Here is a 19,416-nt window from a genome sequence, read left to right as displayed (position 1 = left end):
TCTTTGCAGAATGTTACTGAATACCCCTCAAGGCCACGGTTTACAAGGGTCTTGCCACTCCCGGCAGTACTGTGTCGGATGGGTATCTTCAGTGTTACACGATATTTCTAAAGCTCCCGGCGCTCAAGTCGATGACTCATGCACCTACCTTTGTCCAAGGAGTTTGCACCATGACCAGCATTAGCAGCAGCATGAACATCAATATCGCCACCACCGCGACCAAGACCACGGCGGCCACCACCGACGCCACGTCGACCGACGGTACCACCACCGACGGTACCACCACCGACGACAGCACCAGCGCAGCCTCGGCTACTTCCGGCACCACGTCCACCACCAGCACCAAGGCCGGCGGCGCGGCAGGCGGCGGTTCGTCCAGCGACAGCAGCACCAGCAGCTCTTCCGACACGGTCAAGGAGCTGCAAAAGCAGATCGCCGAGTTGCAAAAGCAGTTGCAGGCCCAGCAGCAGGCGCTGCAAAAGGCTCAGTCGAGCAAGACCGACTCACAAACCAAGTCCACCGAGGTGGCGGCTGCCCAGTCCCAGGTCGCCAGCACCAGCGCGGCCTTGGCCACAGCCTCTGCTGCGCTGAGCCAGGCCTTGGAAGATGAAGGCTCGAGCACCTCCGGTTCGCTGGTCAGCACCACGGCCTGATTAACCAGAGGAGTGCGCTTTGGCCAGTATTCAGCAGCAATGGGCTTATGGGCTAGGCTTACCAGAGCTTATAAACCGGAGTTTACTGATGCTGGCCCCCGTCAAACCCGCCAATGAAGCTGAACGCCTGGGTACGCTGCGTTCGTTGAATATCCTCGACACCCCGCCAGAGGAGCGTTTCGACCGCCTCACGCGCCTGGCCCGGCGCTTGTTCGGGGTGCCGATCGCATTGGTCAGCCTGGTGGACGCGAACCGGCAATGGTTCAAGTCCTGCGCGGGGCTGGACGCCAGCGAAACCTCGCGGGACATCTCGTTTTGCGGCCACGCCATTCACAGTGACCAGATTTTGATGATCCCCGATGCGGAAAGCGACGAGCGCTTTCATGACAACCCCTTGGTCACCGGGGCGCCGCACATCCGTTTTTATGCCGGTTGCCCCTTGCGCGTGGGTAACGGCGCCAAGATCGGCACACTGTGCCTGATCGACGTCAAGCCACGCATGCTCGATGCCGAAGAGCGCGAACTGCTGCGCGACCTGGCCAGCATGGCCGAGCAAGAGATCGAGGCGCTGCAACTGGCGACCATCGACGAGTTGACCCAAGTGTCCAACCGCCGCGGTTTCGAGGCCCTGGCCGAACATGCCTTGAGCATCTGCAAGCGCATGAATACCCAGGCTTCATTGCTATTTTTTGACCTCAATGATTTCAAGACCATCAACGACACCTGGGGCCACGCCGAGGGCGACCGGGCGTTGAGCACCTTTGCGCAGGTGCTGCACACGGTATTGCGGGAAATGGATTTGGTCGGGCGCCTGGGCGGCGACGAGTTCGTGGCCCTGCTGATGGGCGCCAATGCGGCAGACGGGGATGTGATCACCGAGCGCCTGACGCAGGCGCTGGCGTTGAAGAACAAAGAAGCCGGGCGCGGCTACGACATCAAGTTCAGCGTGGGCCGGATCGAATACGACCCGGCGCGCCATGACTCGATCAAGCGCCTGTTGGCCGACGCGGACGGAGCGATGTACGCCCACAAGCAGTCACTGAAAAAGCGTCACTGATGGGGCGGCCCGCAGGGCGCGGGCCGCGAGCTGATCAGTCGGTAGACGAATGCTTGTCGGCCTTGTAGCGCATGGCCACGGCTGGCGGCGGGTTGCTCTTGCCGGTTTCTACCCAGTTGCGCAAGCGGGTCGCGTCGGCAAAGTGGGTGTATTTGCCGAAGGCATCCAGGATGACCATGGCCACCGGGCGGTCGCCCATGCGGGTGACCAGCACCAGGCAGTGGCCCGCCTGGTTGGTGAAGCCGGTCTTGGTGATCTTGATGTCCCAGTTGTTCTTGTTGATCAGGTGGTCGGTGTTATGAAAGCCCAGCGTGTAGTTGGGCTTGTGGAAGCTCACGGTCTTTTCCTTGGTGGTGGAAAGCTCGCTCAGCATCGGGTAATTGCGCGCGGCGATCAGCAGCTTGCTCAGGTCGCGGGCGGTGGACACGTTGCTGGTGGAAAGGCCGGTGGGTTCTACATAATGGGTGTGGTTCATGCCCAGGGCGCGGGCCTTGGCGTTCATGGCATTGATGAACGCGTTGTAGCCGCCTGGGTAATGGTGGGCCAGGGAGGCGGCGGCGCGGTTTTCCGAGGACATCAGGGCGATCAGCAGCATGTCATGGCGGTTCAGGGTGCTGCCCAGCTTGACCCGGGAGAACACGCCTTTCATCTCTTTGGTCTGGCTGATGTCGACGGTGATTTCTTCGCTCATGGACTGCTTGGCGTCCAATACCACCATGGCGGTCATCAGTTTGGACACCGAGGCAATCGGCAACACCACGTCGGGGCGGCTCTCGTACAAAACCTTGTTGGTTTGCAGGTCGATGAGCAAGGCGCTGCCCGATGCCAGGTGCGGTGAACTCTCTCGCTCCTGGGTGGCTGGTGCCTTGGCCAGGGCGGTGGTGGTGACGGCGGCAGTACCCGTGAAAGCAAGCAGCAGGCTTAGAATCGAAAGAGAGGTTTTCACGTGGAGCGCTCACTGGAAAAGTAGATATGCCGTGTACGACGGATCGTTCTGTAAAAAACGTTGCATTTTAGGAGTATGGCCGAGGACTGTCGATTGGGTGACGGCGTTAAACCCCTGTTATGAAAAAATAAATATCTAAAATTCATTGGCCAGCCTCGACTAAATCGTAGTCAGGTGCTTGGCACACGATCATGTTCACCAACGACTCGGGAGTCGCGCAATGCTTAAGGGTTTCATCGCTAAGGATTACAGGGTGCTGTTGATGTGGAGCGGGGTGATCGCAGTGGTCTTGCTGCTGTGTGCCTTTATCCAGAAACCCCTGGATGGGCTGGCCTGGATTCAGGCCGTGGCGGTGGTGGTGGCGTTGATGCTGGCGGTTGCCGTGCCGGCCATCCAACGCAAGCAGGAAGCCGCTGCGGCGCGTGGCCTGTGGCGCGAACAGCAGGTGGGCTACGCCCGGCGCCTGCAGTATTTCACCCTGGAGTTGCAGGAGCTGCTGGCCAACGTGGGCAACAACCTGGTGCACCTGCGTGCCGCCGACCGTCATCGGGTGCAGCACATCGTGCAGGACTTTTTGCACCGCCTGTTCGAGGCGCACAAAAGCGACACCAGTGACGACCGTATCGTGATCGCCCATGAGTTGCGCCAATTGGGGTACGCGCTGAACGACGAGCTGGAAAGCGGGCGTTCGGACCGCAGCGTGCTGCAGGCCTTGGAGAAGCGTTTGCAAAAACTCACCCAGCGCACCCAGGCCAATGCCGCCATGGCCGAAAAGGCTTGACCGAGCGCCCATAAAAAACCCCGCACATGAGTGCGGGGCAAGGGGTGTGCGAGAGCAACGCACGGACAAAGCCTGGGTTGACACTCAGCGGCCGGAAGGTGGGCTGAGGGTCTGAAACATGGCCTGCGCCTGAGGCAGGGACATCAGCGGGCCGCTGATGGGTTCGCCGTCCTTGACCACGTACCAGCAAGCCAGCAGACCGAGATTGCGCAGCTTCTCGGGTACGGCACTGCCGATGACGGACATGATGTTCACGGTAGGCATGGTGACTTCCTCCAAACGATGGGCCAACGATACGGGCCTGTGCGTTTTGCGGGAAATCACCCTGTTCGATAGTGATCATTGATACAACACATCGGCACCTGGCAACGCGCACGCGTTGCCAGGTACCCTGGGCCTTACCAGCCCGGACGGCCGTAGTAGTAATGCGGCGGGCCGTAGTAGCGTGGCGGTGGTGGCGGCGCATACACCGGGTACGGCTGCTGCACGTATACCGGCTGTTGCACGTACACCGGCTGGGGCTGCACGTACACGGGTGGAGGCGGCGCGGCGTAGACCGGCTGTTCAACCACCACCTGGCGCGGGGCCAAGGCCGAGGTCACCACGGCGCCGACCACGGCACCGCCTATGACTGCACCCAACACACCTGGGCCACCGCCGCCGTGGGCGGACGCTTGGCCAGCGACGGCGAGTGCGCCGACAAGCAAGGCAATCTTGGGAATCTGACGAATCATGACTTGTTCCTCGTATTACGATTCCAGTGCCGGGGCCGACGATTGGCCCAAGGACTGTCGCACTACTATGACAGCGATTTTGTGAAAATCTGCGACGGCAATCGGTAAATTTTGTGTAAGGTCTGAAAGATGTAATCCTTACAAACCAGTCACATGCCTGCGCAGGAGCTCTGAAATGCCCATTTTTCCGAACAGGGAAACCGTTCTCTGCATGTCCTTGGCCGGTCGCCCGGGCACCTTCGGTGTGCGCTTCCATAACCATTTGTACGAGCAGATGGGCCTGAACTATTACTACAAGGCCATGACCACCCAGGACCTGCCGGCCGCCATTGCTGGCCTCCGCGCCCTGGGTGTACGTGGCTGTGGCGTGTCCATGCCTTACAAGGAAGCCTGCATCGCGCTGGTCGACGAAATGGACGCCTCGGCGGCGGCCATCCAGTCGATCAATACCCTGGTCAATACAGACGGCCGATTGAAGGCCTACAACACAGATTATTTAGCGATTGCCCAACTGATCGAACACCATCAGCTGGATCCGAACAGCTCACTGGCCTTGCGGGGCAGTGGCGGCATGGCCAAGGCCGTGGCATCGGCCTTTCGCGATGCCGGCTTCAAGCGCGCTACCCTGATCGCCCGCAACGAGGCCACCGGCCGGGCGTTGGCCGAGCAGTTGGGCTATGCGTGGCAGGCGGACATGGGGGACTTGCGCGCGGACATACTGGTCAATGTTACCCCGATTGGCATGAGCGGGGGGGCTGCGGCCGACGAACTGGCGTTCGAGCGCGCGGCCATCGAGGCGGCCACCACGCTGTTCGACGTGGTCGCCTTGCCGGCCCAGACGCCCATGGTGGTGCTGGGGCAAAGCCTGGGCAAGCAGGTGATCACGGGCCTGGAGGTGATCGCTATCCAAGCCTTGGAGCAGTTTGTGCTGTACACCGGCGTGCGCCCCACCGATGAGCAACTGCGCCTGGCCACCGAGTTCGCCCGCAGCTGATTATTCCAGGCGCGACAGCCGCTCTTCCAGGGCGGCAATGCGCGCTTCCAGCTCCTCGATGCGCTCCAGCGATACGCCGGTGCTGCTGGCGCGTTCGCCGGGGCCGTCCTTGCGGGCGGCCAGGATGGCCTCGATGTCGGCCGGGTCGCCCATGGCGTGGGTGTAGCGGTCTTCACGCTGGCCGGCCTGGCGCGGCAGGTGCAGGGCGAAGCCGCGGGCAATCAGCCGTTCAAGCTGGTGCACCACCTGGTCTGCGTCTTCGAAGTCGTGCATGCGCCCGCTGCGGGTCAGCAGTTCGTTGACGGTTTGCGGGCCGCGCAAAAACATCAGGCCCATCAAAATCAACTGCGCGGGCACCAGTTCCAGCGCCTTGTCCAGCCGGTGTTCCCAGCGGTCGGCGCGGCTGCCCATTACCAGGCGGGCCATCTGCCGGCCTTCCAGGGCGCGCAGGCTCTGGCCGACCTGGCCTTGGGTGAGGTTGGTGACCGGCTCGCGGCTGGTCTTCTGGTTGCAGGCCAGCACCAGCGCGTTGAGCGTCAGGGGGTAGGTTTCGGGGTTGCTGGCCTGCTTTTCGATCAGCGAGCCCAGAAGACGAATTTCCACAGGGTTGAGCTCTACGGCTGTGGTTGGAGTATCGTGTTCGGCGGACATGGCGCGATCCCTTGGCATCAGTCAGTGAGGTGCGCCAGTATGCAATAAAAGTCCGGCACGCTGTGCCCACTATCATCAACAAGGAACTGTCATGAGTATTTCCCTTTACGCTGCCTCCGTACCTGTCTTCAAGCAAATGCTCAAGGCGTTGAGCGATGTGCTCAACAAGGCCGAAGCCCACGCCAGCGCCAAGAACATCGACGCCAATGCCCTGCTGCAGGCGCGCCTGTACCCGGACATGTTCGCCCTGGTGCGCCAGGTGCAGATCGCCGTGGATTTCGCCAAGGGCGTTTCCGCGCGCCTGGCCGGTGTAGAGGTGCCGTCCTATCCGGACACCGAGCAGTCGTTCGCCGACCTGCAGGCGCTGCTGGCCAAGGCCCTGGGCTTTATCGACAGCCTGACACCTGCGCAGATCGACGGCCAGGAAGGGCGTGAAATCGTGCTGCGCCCAGGCACGCCGAAAGAGTCGCGCCTGGATGCGCAAAAGTACCTGCTGCATTACGGCCTGCCGCAGTTCTTCTTCCACGTGACCACCTCCTACGACATCCTGCGTCATAACGGGGTTGAAGTGGGCAAGCGTGATTACATGGGTTCCTACTGATCCGCGTCGTCTGCTTCGCGGATAAGCCCGCACCTACGTGATCAGCGGGTGTGGGAGCGACCCTGGTCGCGAATATCAGTGGCCGGGTGATCGATCGCCTGGCCAGTGAACAGCTCGCGCCGCGCCCCTTCGGTGATGGCCAGGATGCCCGGGTGGCTAACCTTGCGCTCCACCGAAATGGCGTAGAACGACTCGGCCACGGCGTCGGTCTGGCCGATCAGGTGCACGTTGTACTGCTTGCACACCTCCTCGGCGATCACGCTGGGGGCAATGAACACGCCGCTGCCCGATTGGCCGAAGGCCTGCATCAGCGCGCTGTCGTCGAACTCGCCGACAATGCGCGGGTGGATCTGCAAGTCGCCGAACCAGCGCAGCAAGCGGCTGCGTACCACGGTCTCTGGGCCTGGGATCAGCAGCGGGGCGCCCTGCAGGCACTGCGGGAAATCGCTGCCATGCTGTTGGATCAGGGCACGGGTCGCGAAAAAGCTGATGCCGCATTCCCCCAACTTCTGGCTGTAGCCCTTGATGTCCAGGTGGGGCGGCATGGGGCTGTCGGAAATCACCAGGTCCAGGCGCTGGATGGCCAGGTCTGCCAGCAGCCGCTCCAGCTTGTCTTCACGGCAGGTAATGCGCACCGGCGTGGGTAACTCCATGCTTGGCGCAACCAGCCGGTAAACGATGGATTTGGGCACCACGTCGGCCACCCCCACGCGCAGGGCGATCTGCTGGGTGTCGGGCTGGGCGCGCAACATGGCTTCCAGTTCGTCGCCCAGCTGGAACATCTGTTCGGCGTAGGGCAGGGCCTGGCGGCCCATTTCGGTCAGTTCCAACTGGCGCCCGGCGCGGCGAAACAACTCGGTGCCGAAGGTCTGCTCCAGCAGTGTGATCTGCCCGCTGATGGTTTGCGGGGTCAGGTTCAGCTGTTCGCTGGCGCGCACGATGCTGCCGGTGCGGGCCACCACCCAGAAGTAGTGCAGTTGGCGATAGTTGAGCATGGCTTGGCTCGATTCGTAAAAACCGAAGTATAAGCGCAAAAAATACGAATTTTACGGATGTGTTTCACAACGTAAGCTGCACGCTATCTATTGATCAGCGTGAGCAGCCGTTATGGAATACCTGTTGGAACTCGTGGCAAGCCCCACGGCCTGGATCGCCCTGGCCACTTTGGTGGTGATGGAAATTGTGTTGGGCATCGACAACTTGATCTTTATCTCGATCCTCACCAACAAGCTGCCCAAGCAATACCAAGCCAAGGCCCGGCGCATCGGCATCAGCATGGCGCTGGTGCTGCGCCTGGGCTTGCTGAGTACCGTGGCCTACATCGTGCAACTCACGGAGCCTGTGGTTGACCTGTTTGGCCAGGCGTTCTCCTGGAAGGACATGATCCTGATCGCTGGCGGCCTGTTCCTGTTGTGGAAAGCCACCAAGGAAATCCACCACAGCGTCGACCCCCAGGCCCAGCACGAGGCCTCGGTGGGCGGCAAGGTGGCCAGCGGTTTCGCTGGCGCGATCTGTCAGATCCTGATGCTGGACCTGGTGTTTTCCATCGACAGCATCATCACCGCCGTGGGCATGACCGAGCACTTGCCGATCATGATCATCGCCGTGATCGCTGCCGTGCTGGTGATGCTGCTGGCTGCCGAACCCCTGGCCAAGTTCATCAACGACAACCCGACCGTGGTCATGCTGGCCCTGGGTTTCTTGATCATGATCGGCATGACCCTGATCGCCGAAGGCTTTGGCGCCCACGTACCCAAAGGCTACGTGTATGCGGCCATGACGTTCTCGGCGCTGATCGAGGGGTTGAACATGCTGTCGCGGCGGGCGAAGTTGCGTAAGGAGGCAGCTGGCGAGGCTTGATGCAGCCATAGCCGTAGCCGCTGCCGCAGTTTGCGGCAACGGCTATCAGCGCTAGTGAATGGCGTAAGCGCTCACAACCCTTCGAAAAACTGCTCGACCCGCCGGGCATCCAAATCGGCCAGTGTCGGTGGATTCCACCGGGGCTTTCTGTCTTTGTCGATGACCATGGCCCGTACGCCTTCGATCAGGTCGCCATGTTCGAACCATTGGCGGTCCAGGTGCAGTTCCATCGCAAAGCAGTCGTCCAGGCTCAGGTAGCGGCCACGGCGCAGCATCTCCAGGGTGACCGACATGGCCAGCGGCGAGCGGGTTTGCATCAGGCTGGCGGTGCTGTCGGCCCATTGGTGGCTGTTGGCGACGGTGACCTGATGCAGTTGTTCGACCATGCTCTGCACGTCAGGCAGGCCGAAGAAGTGGTCGATCACCGGGCGCAGCGCGTCCAGTGGTGGGTTGGGCAGGGTTTGCACACCCAACTTGGCCAGTGCGCCCTGCAAATCCTTGAGCGGGTATTCGGTCCATTCCAGCTTGTTCAGGCGCTCTTCCAGGGCGGCGATTTTCGAGCTGCTCAAATACCAGTCGGCCAGCCCGCAGTACAGTGCATCGGCGGCTTCGATCTGCACGCCGGTCACGCCCAGGTAGGTGCCCAGCTCGCCCGGTATGCGCGAAAGGAAGTAGCTGGCGCCAACGTCTGGGAAGTAACCGATGGCCACTTCCGGCATCGCCAGGCGGCTGCGCTCGGTGACGATGCGCAGGTCGGCGGCTTGCGCCAGGCCCATGCCGCCACCCAAGGTGTAGCCGTCCATCAGCGCCAATACCGGTTTACGGTAGGCGTGCAGGCATTGGTCCAGTGCGTACTCCTCGGTAAAGAACTGTTCGTGCAGTGCGTGCCCTGCCTTGTGGCTTTCGTACAACGCGCGGATGTCACCGCCGGCGCAGAAGGCCTTGTCGCCGCTGCCGCGCAGCACCACCGCGCGGATGTGCGGGTCGCTGGCCCAGGTGTCAAGGTAGCTCTGTAACGCGCGCACCATGTCCAGGGTCAAGGCGTTCAGCCCTGCGGGGCGGTTGAGGGTCAGGTAGCCAATGTGGTTGCGGACTTCACCCAGTACCTTGTCGTCCAGGGTAGCCAGGGTGCTGCGAAAGGGTTGGAATAGCTGTGCGGTCATGCATAACTTCCTGTTGTTGTACTTGGATCCCGATTGAAAAGAATAGACCGCAATCTTAAAAAAAGATTCGCGATGTTCACGGCCGCTCGGGGTCGTGTCCCAACGCCTGGATGAACAGCGAAAACAGTTCGGGTTGCGAAGCGATGTCCAGCTTGGCGTACAGGTGGCGGCGGTGCACCTTGACGGTTTCCGGGGAGATGGCCAAGCGCTCGGCCATGGCCTTGGAGGAGAAGCCGCGCAATATCAGCCGGGCGATTTCCAGCTCCCGGTCCGACAGCACGCCGGCGCCGAACTGGCTCATGGCGTCGCGGATGTGGCTGGACAACTCGCGTGGCTCGCTGGGCGCCTCTTGCACGCGCCAATGCTGGGCCATCAGTGGCAGCACCCACTGCGCCAGGGTGGTCAGCAGGCCCACCTGGACCGCATCGAACGGTTGGTGCATGCCCAGCGACAGCGACAGGCTACCGTGCTCAAGCGCCAGGATGAACTGCACCTCGTCTTCCAATACGTTCTGGTGGAAGTAATTCAGGAAATACTCGCTTTGCCGGAAGTGGTCCGGCGCCACCTCTTCCAGGCGATACAGGCCAGTTTTCAGGCCTTCGCGGCAGGCCTGGAAGAAGGGGTCCAGCAGGTACAGGCCGTCCAGGTAACTGACCATCGCGGCGGGGCCCCCATGGGGCAGAAAGTCGTATTCCTCCAAGGCCCGGGGAGCGGCGGCGTCGGGGTAATGGATGGCCAGGGCGTTGTCGAACGGCACCAGCGAATGCAGCAGCAAGATCAGTTGCTTCCAGAAGCGCGGCGCGCCCTGTTGCTCGATGACCCGGCCCAGGGCTGCATGCAGGCCCACCTCTTTGAACAGCTGTTCCATCACCTTCCCCCCGTTTGATGCCTCTGTTTGAAGGTTTTGCGGCGCCCCGTCAAGGGGGGTACGCCAATAGGGGAATAGCCCCCGCCTAAGGGCGCGGGCTAGGGTAGCCCCCAGTCGAGTGCGCCCCAGAGCGTACCGCGAGCACATCTTTCGTTTCTGCCCACTTTCACAACAATCAAGAGGCTGACGACATGAGCGATTCAAAGGCGCAGGCGACTGCGCTCACACCGACCCTCAAAATACCTGACGTGGTGGCGATCACGGTGTCGGCCGTGACGCCGGCCAGCTCTGTGTTCGTGATCGCCCCGTTTGCCATCCAGCAGGCGGGCACCGGCATGATCATGGCGTTCGTGATCGCCGCGTTGCTGGCGCTGATGTTTGCCTTTTGCTACGCGGAACTGGGCCGCGCCCACCACAGCGCCGGCGGTGAGTATGTGTACGCCAAGCGAGTGTTCGGCGGCATGGCCGGCTACGCCACCTTTATCACCGTGATGAGCATGATGCTGTTCGTGCCGCCAGTGCTGGCCACGGGCGCTTCCACCTACCTGAACGCCGCGCTGGGCACGCATTTCGACGCCCAGGTCGTGGCCCTGGTGATCGTGGTCGCAAGCTTTGGCATCGGCATGCTCAATATCAAGCTCAATGCCTGGGTGACCGGCATCTGCCTGTTCCTGGAGGTGGGCGCGCTGCTGGTGATCGTCGCCCTGGGCTACGGCCATGCCGAACAGCCCATGAGTGTGTTGTTGCACCCGCAAGTGGCGGTCAACGGGGTGATGCAGGCGGCGCCCTGGGCCCTGGTGATCGGCGCGGTGGGCGTCGGGCTATTTTCCTATAATGGGTTTGGCGGCGCGGTGTTGCTGGCCGAGGACATGCATGACAGCCGCGGTGTCGCCCGCGCGGTGCTCTGGTCGCTGGCCCTGGTGGTGGTCATTGAGTTGGTGCCCCTGGGTGCGCTGTTGATTGGCGCGCCGTCGCTGAGCGCCATGGTCAGCAGCCCCGACCCGATCGGTTACCTGCTGACCAGCCATGGCAACGAGACCCTGTCGCGGCTGGTCAGTGCCGGGATCTTTTTGTCGGTGTTCAATGCGCTGGTGGCCATCGTCATCCAGATTGGCCGGGTGATGTTCAGCAGCGGCCGCGATGCCCTGTGGGCCTCAAGCTTGAACCGCGCCTTCACCCGCCTGCACCCGCGCTGGGAATCGCCGTGGCTGGCCACGCTGTTCATGGCAGTGCCCTGCGCCGGGCTGTGCCTGAGTGCGGACCTGGCGGGCCTGACCTCCTTTACGGTGTTGTTGATCGTGCTGGTGTACTTGATCGTGGCGGTGTGCGCGCTGTTGAGCCGGGTGCTGCGCCGCGATCGCGAACACCCTTACCGCATGCCGTTCTGGCCCTTGCCAGCGCTGTTGGCCACACTGGGTGCAGGCTACCTGATGCTGACCCTGCTCGCCGAAGCCTCGACGCGCGATGTGATGGTGTTGGTCGGCTTGCTGGCGGTGTCGGTCATTCTTTATTGCACCACGGGCCGTTTGAGCCCGGCCTTCCAGAAACTCTAAGACAGGAGCCAACATGCGCGCACGTCAACTCGGTATCACCCTGGGCCTGGGCACCCCCGGCCCGTTCAACGCCATCACCGATGTGCCTGGCATTCGCGTCGGCCACAGTACCTTGCGCACGGTGGTCGACGGCAAGCAGGTACGCACCGGCGTGACCGTGGTGCAGCCGCGGGCAGGGGCGGCGCGCCTGCAACCGTGTTTTGCCGGCGTGCATGTGCTCAACGGCAACGGCGACGCCACCGGCCTTGAATGGATTCGCGAGGCGGGGCTGCTGAGCACACCGCTGGCCATCACCAACACCCACAGCGTGGGCGTGGTGCGCGATGCACTGATTGCCCAGGAGCGCGACAGCCTGAAGGACCCGGCGGTGTACTGGTGCATGCCGGTGGTAATGGAAACCTACGACGGCCTGCTCAATGACATCTGGGGCCAGCACGTGGGGCCGGCCCAGGTGCAACAGGCCGTGGCCGCCGCCGAATCCGGCCCTGTGGCCGAGGGGGCGGTGGGCGGCGGTACCGGCATGATTTGCCACGAGTTCAAGGGCGGCATCGGCACCGCCTCGCGCCAGTTGCCAGCGGCAGAAGGTGGCTGGACCGTGGGCGCGCTGGTGCAGGCCAATCATGGCAAGCGTCAGGAACTGCGGGTGGACGGCTACCCGGTGGGCCGCGTGCTCGTCGACGTGCCATCGCCGTTCGCCGAACATGGCACCCCTGGCATGGGCTCGATCGTGGTGATCATCGCCACCGACGCACCGCTGTTGCCGCACCAATGCCAACGCCTGGCGCAACGCGCATCCATCGGCATCGCCCGCACCGGTGGCGGCACCGAGGACTCCAGCGGCGACATCTTCCTGGCCTTCGCCACCGGCAACCACAACCTGCCGCCGGCCGACTACGGGCGCAAGGACGTACCCTTCAGTACGCCTTTGGCAATGGTTAACAATGACCTCATCTCCGGCTTGTTCAGCGCGGCGGCGGAGGCGGTGGAGGAGGCCATCGTCAACGCGATGCTGGCAGGCGAGAACATGCAGGCCGATAACGGCGCGCAGGTGGTGGGGTTGCAGGGGGAGGTGTTGTTGGAGGCGTTGGGGAAGGTGGGCTGGGGTCGTTGAGCGGGTACGCGTTGTTGCTGCCCTCACCCTGATGGCAGCAGGCAACTCGATCAAAACTGAGTAGCAAAAATCAGCTGCGTATACACGTTGCGATCATTGTTCCCCAACTGTGTCCCAGCGTTGTCCGCGCTTTTGTTGGGTTGATACAGCCCCACCAGCGGCACCACGGTAAGGTGCGCGTTCACCGTCCATTCGGCATACAGATCCAGCTCGCGCCCGTCCAGGTTGCCCAGGCTGCGGTCGACGGTATCGAAGTCAAAAAGCAGCGCGCCCAGGTTCAGGTTGTCCAGGGGCTTGGCCTTGAACGCCAGGTGCTGGATGCGCGTGTTGGTGTTGAAGGGGCCGGCGTAGTTACCGGCCACCTCGCCCTGAAACCAGGTGCCAAAGCCGCGGCTCAGGCCGTAGAACAACGGGTCGTAGCCGGCTGAAAAGCGGCTGTAGCGGTACGTTACGCTGGGGCTCCAGGGCACCTGGCTGAAGGTCCAGCCGGCTTCCAGGTACCAGGCGTCTTGGTCGCCGGCGGTGCGTTTGTCTTGCCAGGCGTATTCGCCAGACAGCGCCAGGTCCGGGATGCCGGCGTTGCCGGTGGCGCGCAGGCTATAGGTTTTCAGGCCGTCGCGTTCTTGTTGCAAGGGGCTGGCGTACTGTTGGTCGATGTCGCGGATGTTGACGTAGGTCAGGCCCACGGTGCCGGCGTTGGCGACGTGCTCCAGGGTGCCGACGAACAGTTCGGGGCTGGCCTGGGCGCGGTTGTCGGATTTGAGGTACATCAGGTCGCTGCGCCAGCCTTGCTTGCCGCCCAGGCGCAACACGGCAGTCTTGTCGAAGCTTTTGCGCGCAGCCAGGTAATAGGCGCCGCCACGGTTGTATTCGCCATCAGCCAGGCCGTTGCCCAGGTTCAGCGCGTCACCGTTGATGATGAAACCATCACCCACCACCACGTTCTGGCGGCCGAACGACAGGTCGATGCCGTCCTCGCCCAGGGTGCCACTCAACAGCGACCCCGAACGCCAGCCGGCATAGGCGTCCTCGATTTTAGTGGTGCGTTCGGAGCCGTCGGTAAAACCGGCCGCGTCGCCGTCGCCAAAGGTGCCGGAGCTGAGCAGGGCAAAGGCGCCGTAGGCGGTGCCGTGGTTGCCCAGCCGGGTGTCGCCGCTCAAACCATACTTGATGTAGCCCTCTTGCCAGTTGGATGAGCCTTCGCCCAAACGGCCCGATTGGGCGTAGTTCTGTTGGCTGTGCATCGCCGCGAACACCGCTTGCAGGTCGGTATTGAGGTGCGTGTCATCGTCGGCATACAGCGAGTAAGCGTTGGCGGGTGGGGTGGCACTCAAGGCGAGTGCGATGCCGACGAGGCGCGGCAGGGCGGAAGTCTTCACGGGCGGGCTCCTTGGTTATCGTGGGGTCGATACTAAAGAGTTCGCGGTTGCTGGCCTTTCGCCTGGGTGCCAGAGATTTGGATGTGCCTGCCAGAGTTATCGGGCACCCCAATGGGGGGAGCAAGCTTGCTTGCGATAGGCGCACCGCGGTGTGCCTGAAACACCGCGGCGATCTTTTCGCGGATCAATCCGCTCCTACAAGAGGGGGGCTTGGGGCTAGGCGTTGCGTTTGACCACCAAGGTAAGGATGTCGTAGCTGGCCACCACCTCGCCCAATTGGTTGGTGACTTCCACGTCCCAGGCCACTACCCCTTGCGGGATGCCTTGCGGGCTGAGTTTGCCCTGGTCGATCTTGCGCTTGCAGGTCAGGCGCGCCTGGATGGTGTCGCCGATGCCCACAGGGTTGATGAAGCGCAGGGTGTCCAGGCCATAATTGGCCAGCACCGGGCCTGGGGCTGGGCTGACGAACAGCCCGGCCGCGGCCGAGAGCACGAAGTAGCCGTGGGCGATGCGTTTGCCAAACTGCGATTGCCTGGCGGCAATGTCGTCGAAGTGCATGTAGAAATGGTCGCCCGACAGGCAGCCAAAATTCACCAGGTCGGCCTCGGTGACGGTGCGCCGGTGGGTCAGCAGCGACTCACCGATGCGCAGGTCTTCGAAGTGTCGACGGAAGGGGTGCACGTCGCTTTCATACACCTGGGCGCCCCGTACGTATTCGCCGGTCACCGCTGCCAGCATAGTGGGGGAGCCCTGGATGGCGGCGCGTTGCAGGTAGTGCTTCACGGCGCGCAAACCACCGAGTTCTTCGCCACCGCCGGCACGGCCCGGGCCGCCGTGCTTGAGTTGCGGCAGCGGCGAGCCATGGCCGGTGGATTCCACGGCGGCTTCGCGGTCCAGGATCAGCAAGCGCCCGTGCCAGGCAGCCGCTACCGGAATGGCCTTGGCGGCGACCCGGGGGTCTTTGGTGGCCAGGGTCGCGACCAGGCTGCCCTTGCCGCGCGCTGCCAATGCCAGGGCTTCGTCCAGGTCGTCGTAGGCCATCAGGGTGCTGACCGGGCCGAACGCCTCGATGTCGTGGGCACCGCCTTCGGCGTGCGGGTCGCGTGCCTGCAGCAGGGTCGGGGCAAAGAAGGCGCCCTCGGCCACGCCCTCGCCACGCGGGGTGAAACCATCGCGGGCACCGAACAGTTGATCGCAGCTTTGCAGCAGCCGTTGCAGGCGCTCGCCCACGTCGCGTTGCTGGTCGTGGGAGGCCAGGGCGCCCATGCGCACGCCCTCCACCGACGGGTCGCCGACCACGACTTTGGCCAGGCGCTCGCGAATTTTCGAGGCCACTGCGTCGAGGTGCTGGCGCGGCACGATGGCACGGCGGATGGCGGTGCATTTCTGCCCGGCCTTGGTGGTCATCTCGCGCACCACCTCTTTTACGTACAGGTCGAACTCTTCATCGTCCGGGGTCACGTCGGGGCCCAGAATCGCACAGTTCAACGAGTCGGCCTCGGCGGTGAACGGCACTGAGTGACGGATCAGATTGGCGTTCACCCGCAGCGTCGCGGCGGTGTCGGCGGAGCCGGTGAAGGTCACCACGTCCTGGCCTTGCAGGCGGTCGAGCAGGTCGCCGGTGTGGCCGATGATCAGCTGCAGGCTGCCGGCAGGCAGGATGCCGGATTCATCGATCAGGCGTACCACCGCTTCGGTCAGGTAGCTGGTGGCCGTGGCCGGCTTGACGATGCACGGCATGCCGGCCAGGAAACTGGGGGCGAACTTTTCCAACATGCCCCAGATCGGGAAATTGAAGGCGTTGATGTGCACGGCCACGCCGCCACGGGGCACCAGGATGTGGCTGCCGGCGAACTTGCCTTGCTTGCCCAGGGGGATGGCCGGGCCTTCGTGCACCACGTTGCCGGAAGGCAGTTCGCGGCTGCCGAAACCTGCGTAGCTAAACAGCGTGGCGTTGCCGCCCTCGATGTCGATCCAGCTGTCGGCGCGGGTGGCGCCGCTGTGGTGGGACAGGGCGTAGAGTTGTTCCTTGCGCTCGGCCAGGTACAGCGCCAGGGCCTTGAGCCGTTGCGCGCGTTGCTGGAAGTCCAGGGCCAGCAGGCCGCTGACCCCTTGGCCGCGACCGTGGGCCAGGGCTTCGGCAAAATCCAGTGGCTCTTGGTGGGTGCGCGCCAGGGGCTGGCCGTTGAGCGCGCTGCGCAGGGTTTGTGCAGCGTGCTGGCCGATCCAGCGGCCAGCGATGAAGCTTTGCAGTGTGGGGGTCATGTTGCCTCTCCGAAGCGCACCCTGTAGGCGCGGATTTATCCGCGAAGATCTCACCGCGGTAAGCCTGACACCACGCGGTGGTCTTTTCGCGGATAAATCCGCTCCTACGGGGGTGCGGTGTTTGAATGGGGTTCAGATCTGGTCGAAATCCAGCACGACCTTGTCGCTGACGGGGTAGGCCTGGCACGAGAGCACGTAGCCGGCCGCCACTTCGTAGTCTTCCAGGGCGTGGTTGCTGTCCATCTCGACCTCGCCTTCGATCACCTTGCATTTGCAGGTGGAACACACCCCTGCCTTGCACGAATACGGCAGTTCGGCGCCGATGGCGTTGCCGGCGTCCAGCACGCTTGTGGTGTTGCGTGGCAGGTCGAAGGCCAGGGCGCGGCCGTCGCTGATCACGGTGATCTGGCTGACCGCCGAATCGATCTGCCGCGCCGCTTCGCGCGCCTGGCGGCGTTCACCGTTGCTGGCCACGCCGAACAGTTCAAAATGGATGCGCGAAGCGTCCATGCCCTTGGCCTTGAGGCTGTCGCGCACGGTTTCGGTCATGCCTTGCGGGCCACAAATAAACGCCGCATCAAGGGTGTTCACGTCCAGCCAGCGGCTGAACAGTTGTTCGCATTTCGCCGCGTCGATGCGACCGTTGTACAGGTCAATATCCTGCTGCTCGCGGCTGAACACGAAGATCAGATTAAGGCGCTGCAGGTAACGGTTCTTCAGGTCTTCAAGCTGTTCGCGAAACAGTGCGCCAGAACTTGACCGGTTGCCGTAGAGCAGCGTCACGCGGCTGCGCGGTTCGGTTTCAAGGGTGGTCTTGACGATGGACAGGATCGGCGTGATACCGCTGCCGGCCGCCACCGCCAGGTAGTGGCCGGCACGAGCCGGGTCCAGGGCCACGCTGAATTGCCCGGCCGGCGGCATCACTTCCAGCACCTGGCCGGCCTTGAGCTGTTGGTTGGCAAACGCTGAGAAGCGCCCGCCCTGCACGCGCTTGATCGCCACACGCAGTTCGGCATCGTTGACGCCGCTGCAGATGGAATACGAGCGGCGTACTTCTTCGCCGTCCAACTGGGTGCGCATCACCAGGTGCTGGCCCTGGGCATAGCGAAATTGCTCGGCAAGCTCGGCGGGTACGTCGAAGGCAATGGACACCGCATCGCGGGTTTCGCTGCGTACTTGCTTGATGGTCAGGCTATGAAACTGGCTCATTATTGTTCTCCAGCACCCATCAGATGCACTTGAAATAATCGAACGGTTCGCGGCAGTCACGGCAGCGGTACAACGCCTTGCAGGCGGTGGAGCCGAATTGGCTCAGCAGCTCGGTGTGCGTGCTGCCACACTGCGGGCAGCAAATCTGGACGGCCTCGCCCAGCAGGCTGCGCTTGCTGGTGCTGTGCTCGGGCGGCGCGATGCCGTATTCGCGCAACCGTTGGCGGCCGCTGTCGGTGATCCAGTCGGTAGTCCAGGCCGGTGTCAGGTTGCGTTGCAGGTGCGGGGCGTCGAAGCCTGCGTGCTCCAGGGCCTGGCGGATGTCGCTTTCGATTACCTCGGTAGCCGGGCAGCCGGAGTAGGTGGGGGTGACCACCACGTGCAGGTGGCCGGCCTGCCAGTCCACGCCGCGCACGATGCCCAGTTCCACCACGCTGACCACGGGCACCTCGGGGTCCATCACCTGTTGCAGCACCGCCCAGGCCTGGCTCAGGTCGTGGGCGCTGCCGGCACGGGCGCCGCGGTCACTGCCAATCAGCTCACCAGGTTGCATGGGGGTAGGCCCGCGGCAGGTATTGCATTTCGGCCAGCAACATCCCCAGGTGCTCACTGTGCAACCCCTGACGGCTGCTGAGGTAGAAATAGCTGGCAGGTGCCGGCACGGGCAGGGTGGCGCGGGCGAATACCTGCGCCACCCGGCTGCGCCAGGCGGCCGCGATGTTGGCTTGCTCGCCCGTCACGCCACTGGCGTGCAGGCGTTGTTCAAGGTCGTCGGCCTGGATCAGGTCGTGGGTAAAGCGCCACACCAGGGGGGTGGCTGCCAGCATGCGCGCATGGCTTTGCTCGGTGCCGTCGCCCAGGCGCTCGACCCATTCGCTGGAGCGGCGCAGGTGGTAGGTCACCTCTTTGAGGCCCTTGGCGGCGATGCCGGCGATGCGTTCGTCGCTGGACTGGCTCAAGCCCGATAGCACCTCAAAGTGCCAGGCGTCGTAGAGGAACTGCTTGAGCATGGTCACGGCAAAATCGCCGTTGGGCTGTTCCACCAACAGCAGGTTGCGAAACTCCCGCTCGTTGCGCAGGAAAGCCAGGGCATCGGCGTCGCGGCCGTCGGCCAGCAGCTCGGCGGCGTATTCCAGCCAGTTACGCGCCTGGCCGATCAGGTCCAGGCCAACGTTGGCCAGCGCCAGTTCTTCTTCCAGGGCCGGCGCGTGGCCGATCCACTGGCTCAGGCGTTGGCCCTGGATCAGCGCGCTGTCGCCCAGGCGCAGCACATATTCGATCAGATCGTTGTGCATGGTCGACCTCACATGTGCCCGACTTCGGCCGGCAATTGGTAGAAGCTGGCGTGGCGGTAGACCTTGTCGTGCGCGGGGTCGAACAGCGGGTCCTTGTCATCGGGGGAGGAGGCGGTGATCAGCGCCGACGGCACCACCCACAGGCTTACGCCCTCGCTGCGCCGGGTGTACAGCTCGCGGGCGTTCTCGATGGCCATGGTGCTGTCGGCGGCGTGCACACTGCCTACGTGCTTGTGGTTGAGGCCGTGCTTGCTGCGTACGAAAACTTCAAAAAGGGTCCAGTCGGACATGGCGGT

The 19,416-nt window shown here is 63.2% G+C and carries 21 protein-coding genes; 8 read left to right on the top strand and 13 right to left on the bottom strand.

The genetic code is table 11. From position 1 onward, the window contains the following. The first annotated feature begins 170 nt into the window (after positions 1–170). Positions 171–653 (top strand): hypothetical protein, encoded by a 483-nt coding sequence (locus tag L9B60_RS02290; protein ID WP_249675790.1) that lies wholly within the window; start codon positions 171–173, stop codon positions 651–653. 88 nt (positions 654–741) lie between these two features. Then, on the top strand, positions 742–1,710 hold the full coding sequence (locus L9B60_RS02285) for a sensor domain-containing diguanylate cyclase (RefSeq protein WP_249675788.1): 969 nt from the start codon (positions 742–744) through the stop codon (positions 1,708–1,710). A gap of 34 nt (positions 1,711–1,744) precedes the next feature. On the opposite strand, the gene pbpG is transcribed toward L9B60_RS02285, so the two are convergent. Then, positions 1,745–2,656: a D-alanyl-D-alanine endopeptidase gene (gene pbpG / locus L9B60_RS02280; protein WP_249675786.1), complete on the bottom strand. Its 912-nt coding sequence runs from the start codon at positions 2,654–2,656 to the stop codon at positions 1,745–1,747. Between the two features lie 220 nt (positions 2,657–2,876). Between pbpG and L9B60_RS02275 the strand changes: the two genes are divergently transcribed. Further along, the gene (locus L9B60_RS02275) at positions 2,877–3,437 is read left to right on the top strand and encodes a hypothetical protein (protein ID WP_249675784.1); all 561 of its coding nucleotides are present in this window, start codon (positions 2,877–2,879) and stop codon (positions 3,435–3,437) included. Positions 3,438–3,521: 84 nt separating this feature from the next. On the opposite strand, the gene L9B60_RS02270 is transcribed toward L9B60_RS02275, so the two are convergent. Then, positions 3,522–3,701 (bottom strand): hypothetical protein, encoded by a 180-nt coding sequence (locus tag L9B60_RS02270; RefSeq protein WP_249675783.1) that lies wholly within the window; start codon positions 3,699–3,701, stop codon positions 3,522–3,524. 134 nt (positions 3,702–3,835) lie between these two features. After that, positions 3,836–4,171, bottom strand: a complete 336-nt coding sequence (locus tag L9B60_RS02265; protein WP_249675781.1) for a hypothetical protein — start codon at positions 4,169–4,171, stop codon at positions 3,836–3,838. A 175-nt stretch (positions 4,172–4,346) separates the two neighbouring features. Between L9B60_RS02265 and L9B60_RS02260 the strand changes: the two genes are divergently transcribed. Continuing rightward, a complete protein-coding gene (locus L9B60_RS02260) occupies positions 4,347–5,165 on the top strand; it encodes a shikimate 5-dehydrogenase (RefSeq protein WP_249675779.1) in 819 nt (272 codons plus the stop codon). Here the strand turns inward: L9B60_RS02260 and L9B60_RS02255 are convergent, their stop codons facing one another. Continuing rightward, positions 5,166–5,816: a YceH family protein gene (locus L9B60_RS02255; RefSeq protein WP_249675777.1), complete on the bottom strand. Its 651-nt coding sequence runs from the start codon at positions 5,814–5,816 to the stop codon at positions 5,166–5,168. A gap of 91 nt (positions 5,817–5,907) precedes the next feature. On the opposite strand from L9B60_RS02255, the gene L9B60_RS02250 reads away from it, so the two are divergent. Further along, positions 5,908–6,417 (top strand): DUF1993 domain-containing protein, encoded by a 510-nt coding sequence (locus tag L9B60_RS02250; RefSeq protein WP_249675774.1) that lies wholly within the window; start codon positions 5,908–5,910, stop codon positions 6,415–6,417. Between the two features lie 41 nt (positions 6,418–6,458). Here L9B60_RS02250 and nhaR read toward each other — a convergent pair whose 3' ends face one another. Beyond that, entirely contained in the window at positions 6,459–7,412 is a 954-nt protein-coding gene (nhaR, locus tag L9B60_RS02245) for a transcriptional activator NhaR (RefSeq protein WP_249675772.1), read from the bottom strand. A 112-nt stretch (positions 7,413–7,524) separates the two neighbouring features. Between nhaR and L9B60_RS02240 the strand changes: the two genes are divergently transcribed. After that, positions 7,525–8,277 (top strand): TerC family protein, encoded by a 753-nt coding sequence (locus L9B60_RS02240; RefSeq protein WP_249675769.1) that lies wholly within the window; start codon positions 7,525–7,527, stop codon positions 8,275–8,277. 71 nt (positions 8,278–8,348) lie between these two features. Here the strand turns inward: L9B60_RS02240 and L9B60_RS02235 are convergent, their stop codons facing one another. Continuing rightward, entirely contained in the window at positions 8,349–9,440 is a 1,092-nt protein-coding gene (locus tag L9B60_RS02235; protein ID WP_249675766.1) for an enoyl-CoA hydratase/isomerase family protein, read from the bottom strand. A 76-nt stretch (positions 9,441–9,516) separates the two neighbouring features. Next, positions 9,517–10,308 carry a helix-turn-helix transcriptional regulator gene (locus L9B60_RS02230; protein WP_249675764.1) on the bottom strand — a complete coding sequence of 264 codons (792 nt, stop codon included), beginning with the start codon at positions 10,306–10,308 and terminating at the stop codon, positions 9,517–9,519. 191 nt (positions 10,309–10,499) lie between these two features. On the opposite strand from L9B60_RS02230, the gene L9B60_RS02225 reads away from it, so the two are divergent. Both L9B60_RS02225 and L9B60_RS02220 read left to right on the top strand, forming a co-directional pair. Then, entirely contained in the window at positions 10,500–11,861 is a 1,362-nt protein-coding gene (locus L9B60_RS02225; protein WP_249675761.1) for an APC family permease, read from the top strand. Positions 11,862–11,874: 13 nt separating this feature from the next. Beyond that, entirely contained in the window at positions 11,875–12,972 is a 1,098-nt protein-coding gene (locus L9B60_RS02220; protein ID WP_249675758.1) for a DmpA family aminopeptidase, read from the top strand. 50 nt (positions 12,973–13,022) lie between these two features. Here the strand turns inward: L9B60_RS02220 and L9B60_RS02215 are convergent, their stop codons facing one another. The 6 genes from L9B60_RS02215 to paaB all read right to left on the bottom strand — a co-directional run bounded on the left by L9B60_RS02215 (position 13,023) and on the right by paaB (position 19,410). Then, positions 13,023–14,351, bottom strand: a complete 1,329-nt coding sequence (locus L9B60_RS02215; RefSeq protein ID WP_249675756.1) for an alginate export family protein — start codon at positions 14,349–14,351, stop codon at positions 13,023–13,025. Positions 14,352–14,567: 216 nt separating this feature from the next. Beyond that, entirely contained in the window at positions 14,568–16,616 is a 2,049-nt protein-coding gene (gene paaZ / locus L9B60_RS02210) for a phenylacetic acid degradation bifunctional protein PaaZ (RefSeq protein WP_249675754.1), read from the bottom strand. Positions 16,617–16,748: 132 nt separating this feature from the next. After that, on the bottom strand, positions 16,749–17,825 hold the full coding sequence (gene paaE / locus L9B60_RS02205) for a 1,2-phenylacetyl-CoA epoxidase subunit PaaE (protein WP_249675751.1): 1,077 nt from the start codon (positions 17,823–17,825) through the stop codon (positions 16,749–16,751). A 19-nt stretch (positions 17,826–17,844) separates the two neighbouring features. Beyond that, the gene (paaD, locus tag L9B60_RS02200; protein ID WP_249675748.1) at positions 17,845–18,378 is read right to left on the bottom strand and encodes a 1,2-phenylacetyl-CoA epoxidase subunit PaaD; all 534 of its coding nucleotides are present in this window, start codon (positions 18,376–18,378) and stop codon (positions 17,845–17,847) included. Beyond that, entirely contained in the window at positions 18,365–19,120 is a 756-nt protein-coding gene (paaC, locus tag L9B60_RS02195) for a 1,2-phenylacetyl-CoA epoxidase subunit PaaC (protein ID WP_249675746.1), read from the bottom strand. Before paaC ends, paaD begins: the two co-directional genes overlap by 14 nt. A gap of 8 nt (positions 19,121–19,128) precedes the next feature. After that, on the bottom strand, positions 19,129–19,410 hold the full coding sequence (paaB, locus tag L9B60_RS02190; protein ID WP_249675744.1) for a 1,2-phenylacetyl-CoA epoxidase subunit PaaB: 282 nt from the start codon (positions 19,408–19,410) through the stop codon (positions 19,129–19,131). Positions 19,411–19,416: the final 6 nt, after the last annotated feature.

Origin of the sequence: Pseudomonas abieticivorans, from assembly GCF_023509015.1 — a bacterium.
Classification (GTDB): domain Bacteria; phylum Pseudomonadota; class Gammaproteobacteria; order Pseudomonadales; family Pseudomonadaceae; genus Aquipseudomonas; species Aquipseudomonas abieticivorans.
This window is presented reverse-complemented; position numbering and strand designations above follow the sequence as displayed.

Excerpts from the sequence above, each read along its gene's own strand:
- paaC (WP_249675746.1), bottom strand. The coding sequence starts at position 19,120 with ATGCACAACGATCTGATCGAATATGTGCTGCGCCTGGGCGACAGCGCG.
- paaB (WP_249675744.1), bottom strand. The coding sequence starts at position 19,410 with ATGTCCGACTGGACCCTTTTTGAAGTTTTCGTACGCAGCAAGCACGGC.
- L9B60_RS02235 (WP_249675766.1), bottom strand. The coding sequence starts at position 9,440 with ATGACCGCACAGCTATTCCAACCCTTTCGCAGCACCCTGGCTACCCTG.
- L9B60_RS02230 (WP_249675764.1), bottom strand. The coding sequence starts at position 10,308 with ATGGAACAGCTGTTCAAAGAGGTGGGCCTGCATGCAGCCCTGGGCCGG.
- L9B60_RS02290 (WP_249675790.1), top strand. The coding sequence starts at position 171 with ATGACCAGCATTAGCAGCAGCATGAACATCAATATCGCCACCACCGCG.
- L9B60_RS02225 (WP_249675761.1), top strand. The coding sequence starts at position 10,500 with ATGAGCGATTCAAAGGCGCAGGCGACTGCGCTCACACCGACCCTCAAA.
- L9B60_RS02275 (WP_249675784.1), top strand. The coding sequence starts at position 2,877 with ATGCTTAAGGGTTTCATCGCTAAGGATTACAGGGTGCTGTTGATGTGG.
- paaZ (WP_249675754.1), bottom strand. The coding sequence starts at position 16,616 with ATGACCCCCACACTGCAAAGCTTCATCGCTGGCCGCTGGATCGGCCAG.
- L9B60_RS02255 (WP_249675777.1), bottom strand. The coding sequence starts at position 5,816 with ATGTCCGCCGAACACGATACTCCAACCACAGCCGTAGAGCTCAACCCT.
- paaD (WP_249675748.1), bottom strand. The coding sequence starts at position 18,378 with ATGCAACCTGGTGAGCTGATTGGCAGTGACCGCGGCGCCCGTGCCGGC.
- L9B60_RS02250 (WP_249675774.1), top strand. The coding sequence starts at position 5,908 with ATGAGTATTTCCCTTTACGCTGCCTCCGTACCTGTCTTCAAGCAAATG.
- L9B60_RS02260 (WP_249675779.1), top strand. The coding sequence starts at position 4,347 with ATGCCCATTTTTCCGAACAGGGAAACCGTTCTCTGCATGTCCTTGGCC.
- paaE (WP_249675751.1), bottom strand. The coding sequence starts at position 17,825 with ATGAGCCAGTTTCATAGCCTGACCATCAAGCAAGTACGCAGCGAAACC.
- nhaR (WP_249675772.1), bottom strand. The coding sequence starts at position 7,412 with ATGCTCAACTATCGCCAACTGCACTACTTCTGGGTGGTGGCCCGCACC.
- L9B60_RS02270 (WP_249675783.1), bottom strand. The coding sequence starts at position 3,701 with ATGCCTACCGTGAACATCATGTCCGTCATCGGCAGTGCCGTACCCGAG.
- L9B60_RS02285 (WP_249675788.1), top strand. The coding sequence starts at position 742 with ATGCTGGCCCCCGTCAAACCCGCCAATGAAGCTGAACGCCTGGGTACG.
- L9B60_RS02265 (WP_249675781.1), bottom strand. The coding sequence starts at position 4,171 with ATGATTCGTCAGATTCCCAAGATTGCCTTGCTTGTCGGCGCACTCGCC.
- L9B60_RS02240 (WP_249675769.1), top strand. The coding sequence starts at position 7,525 with ATGGAATACCTGTTGGAACTCGTGGCAAGCCCCACGGCCTGGATCGCC.
- L9B60_RS02220 (WP_249675758.1), top strand. The coding sequence starts at position 11,875 with ATGCGCGCACGTCAACTCGGTATCACCCTGGGCCTGGGCACCCCCGGC.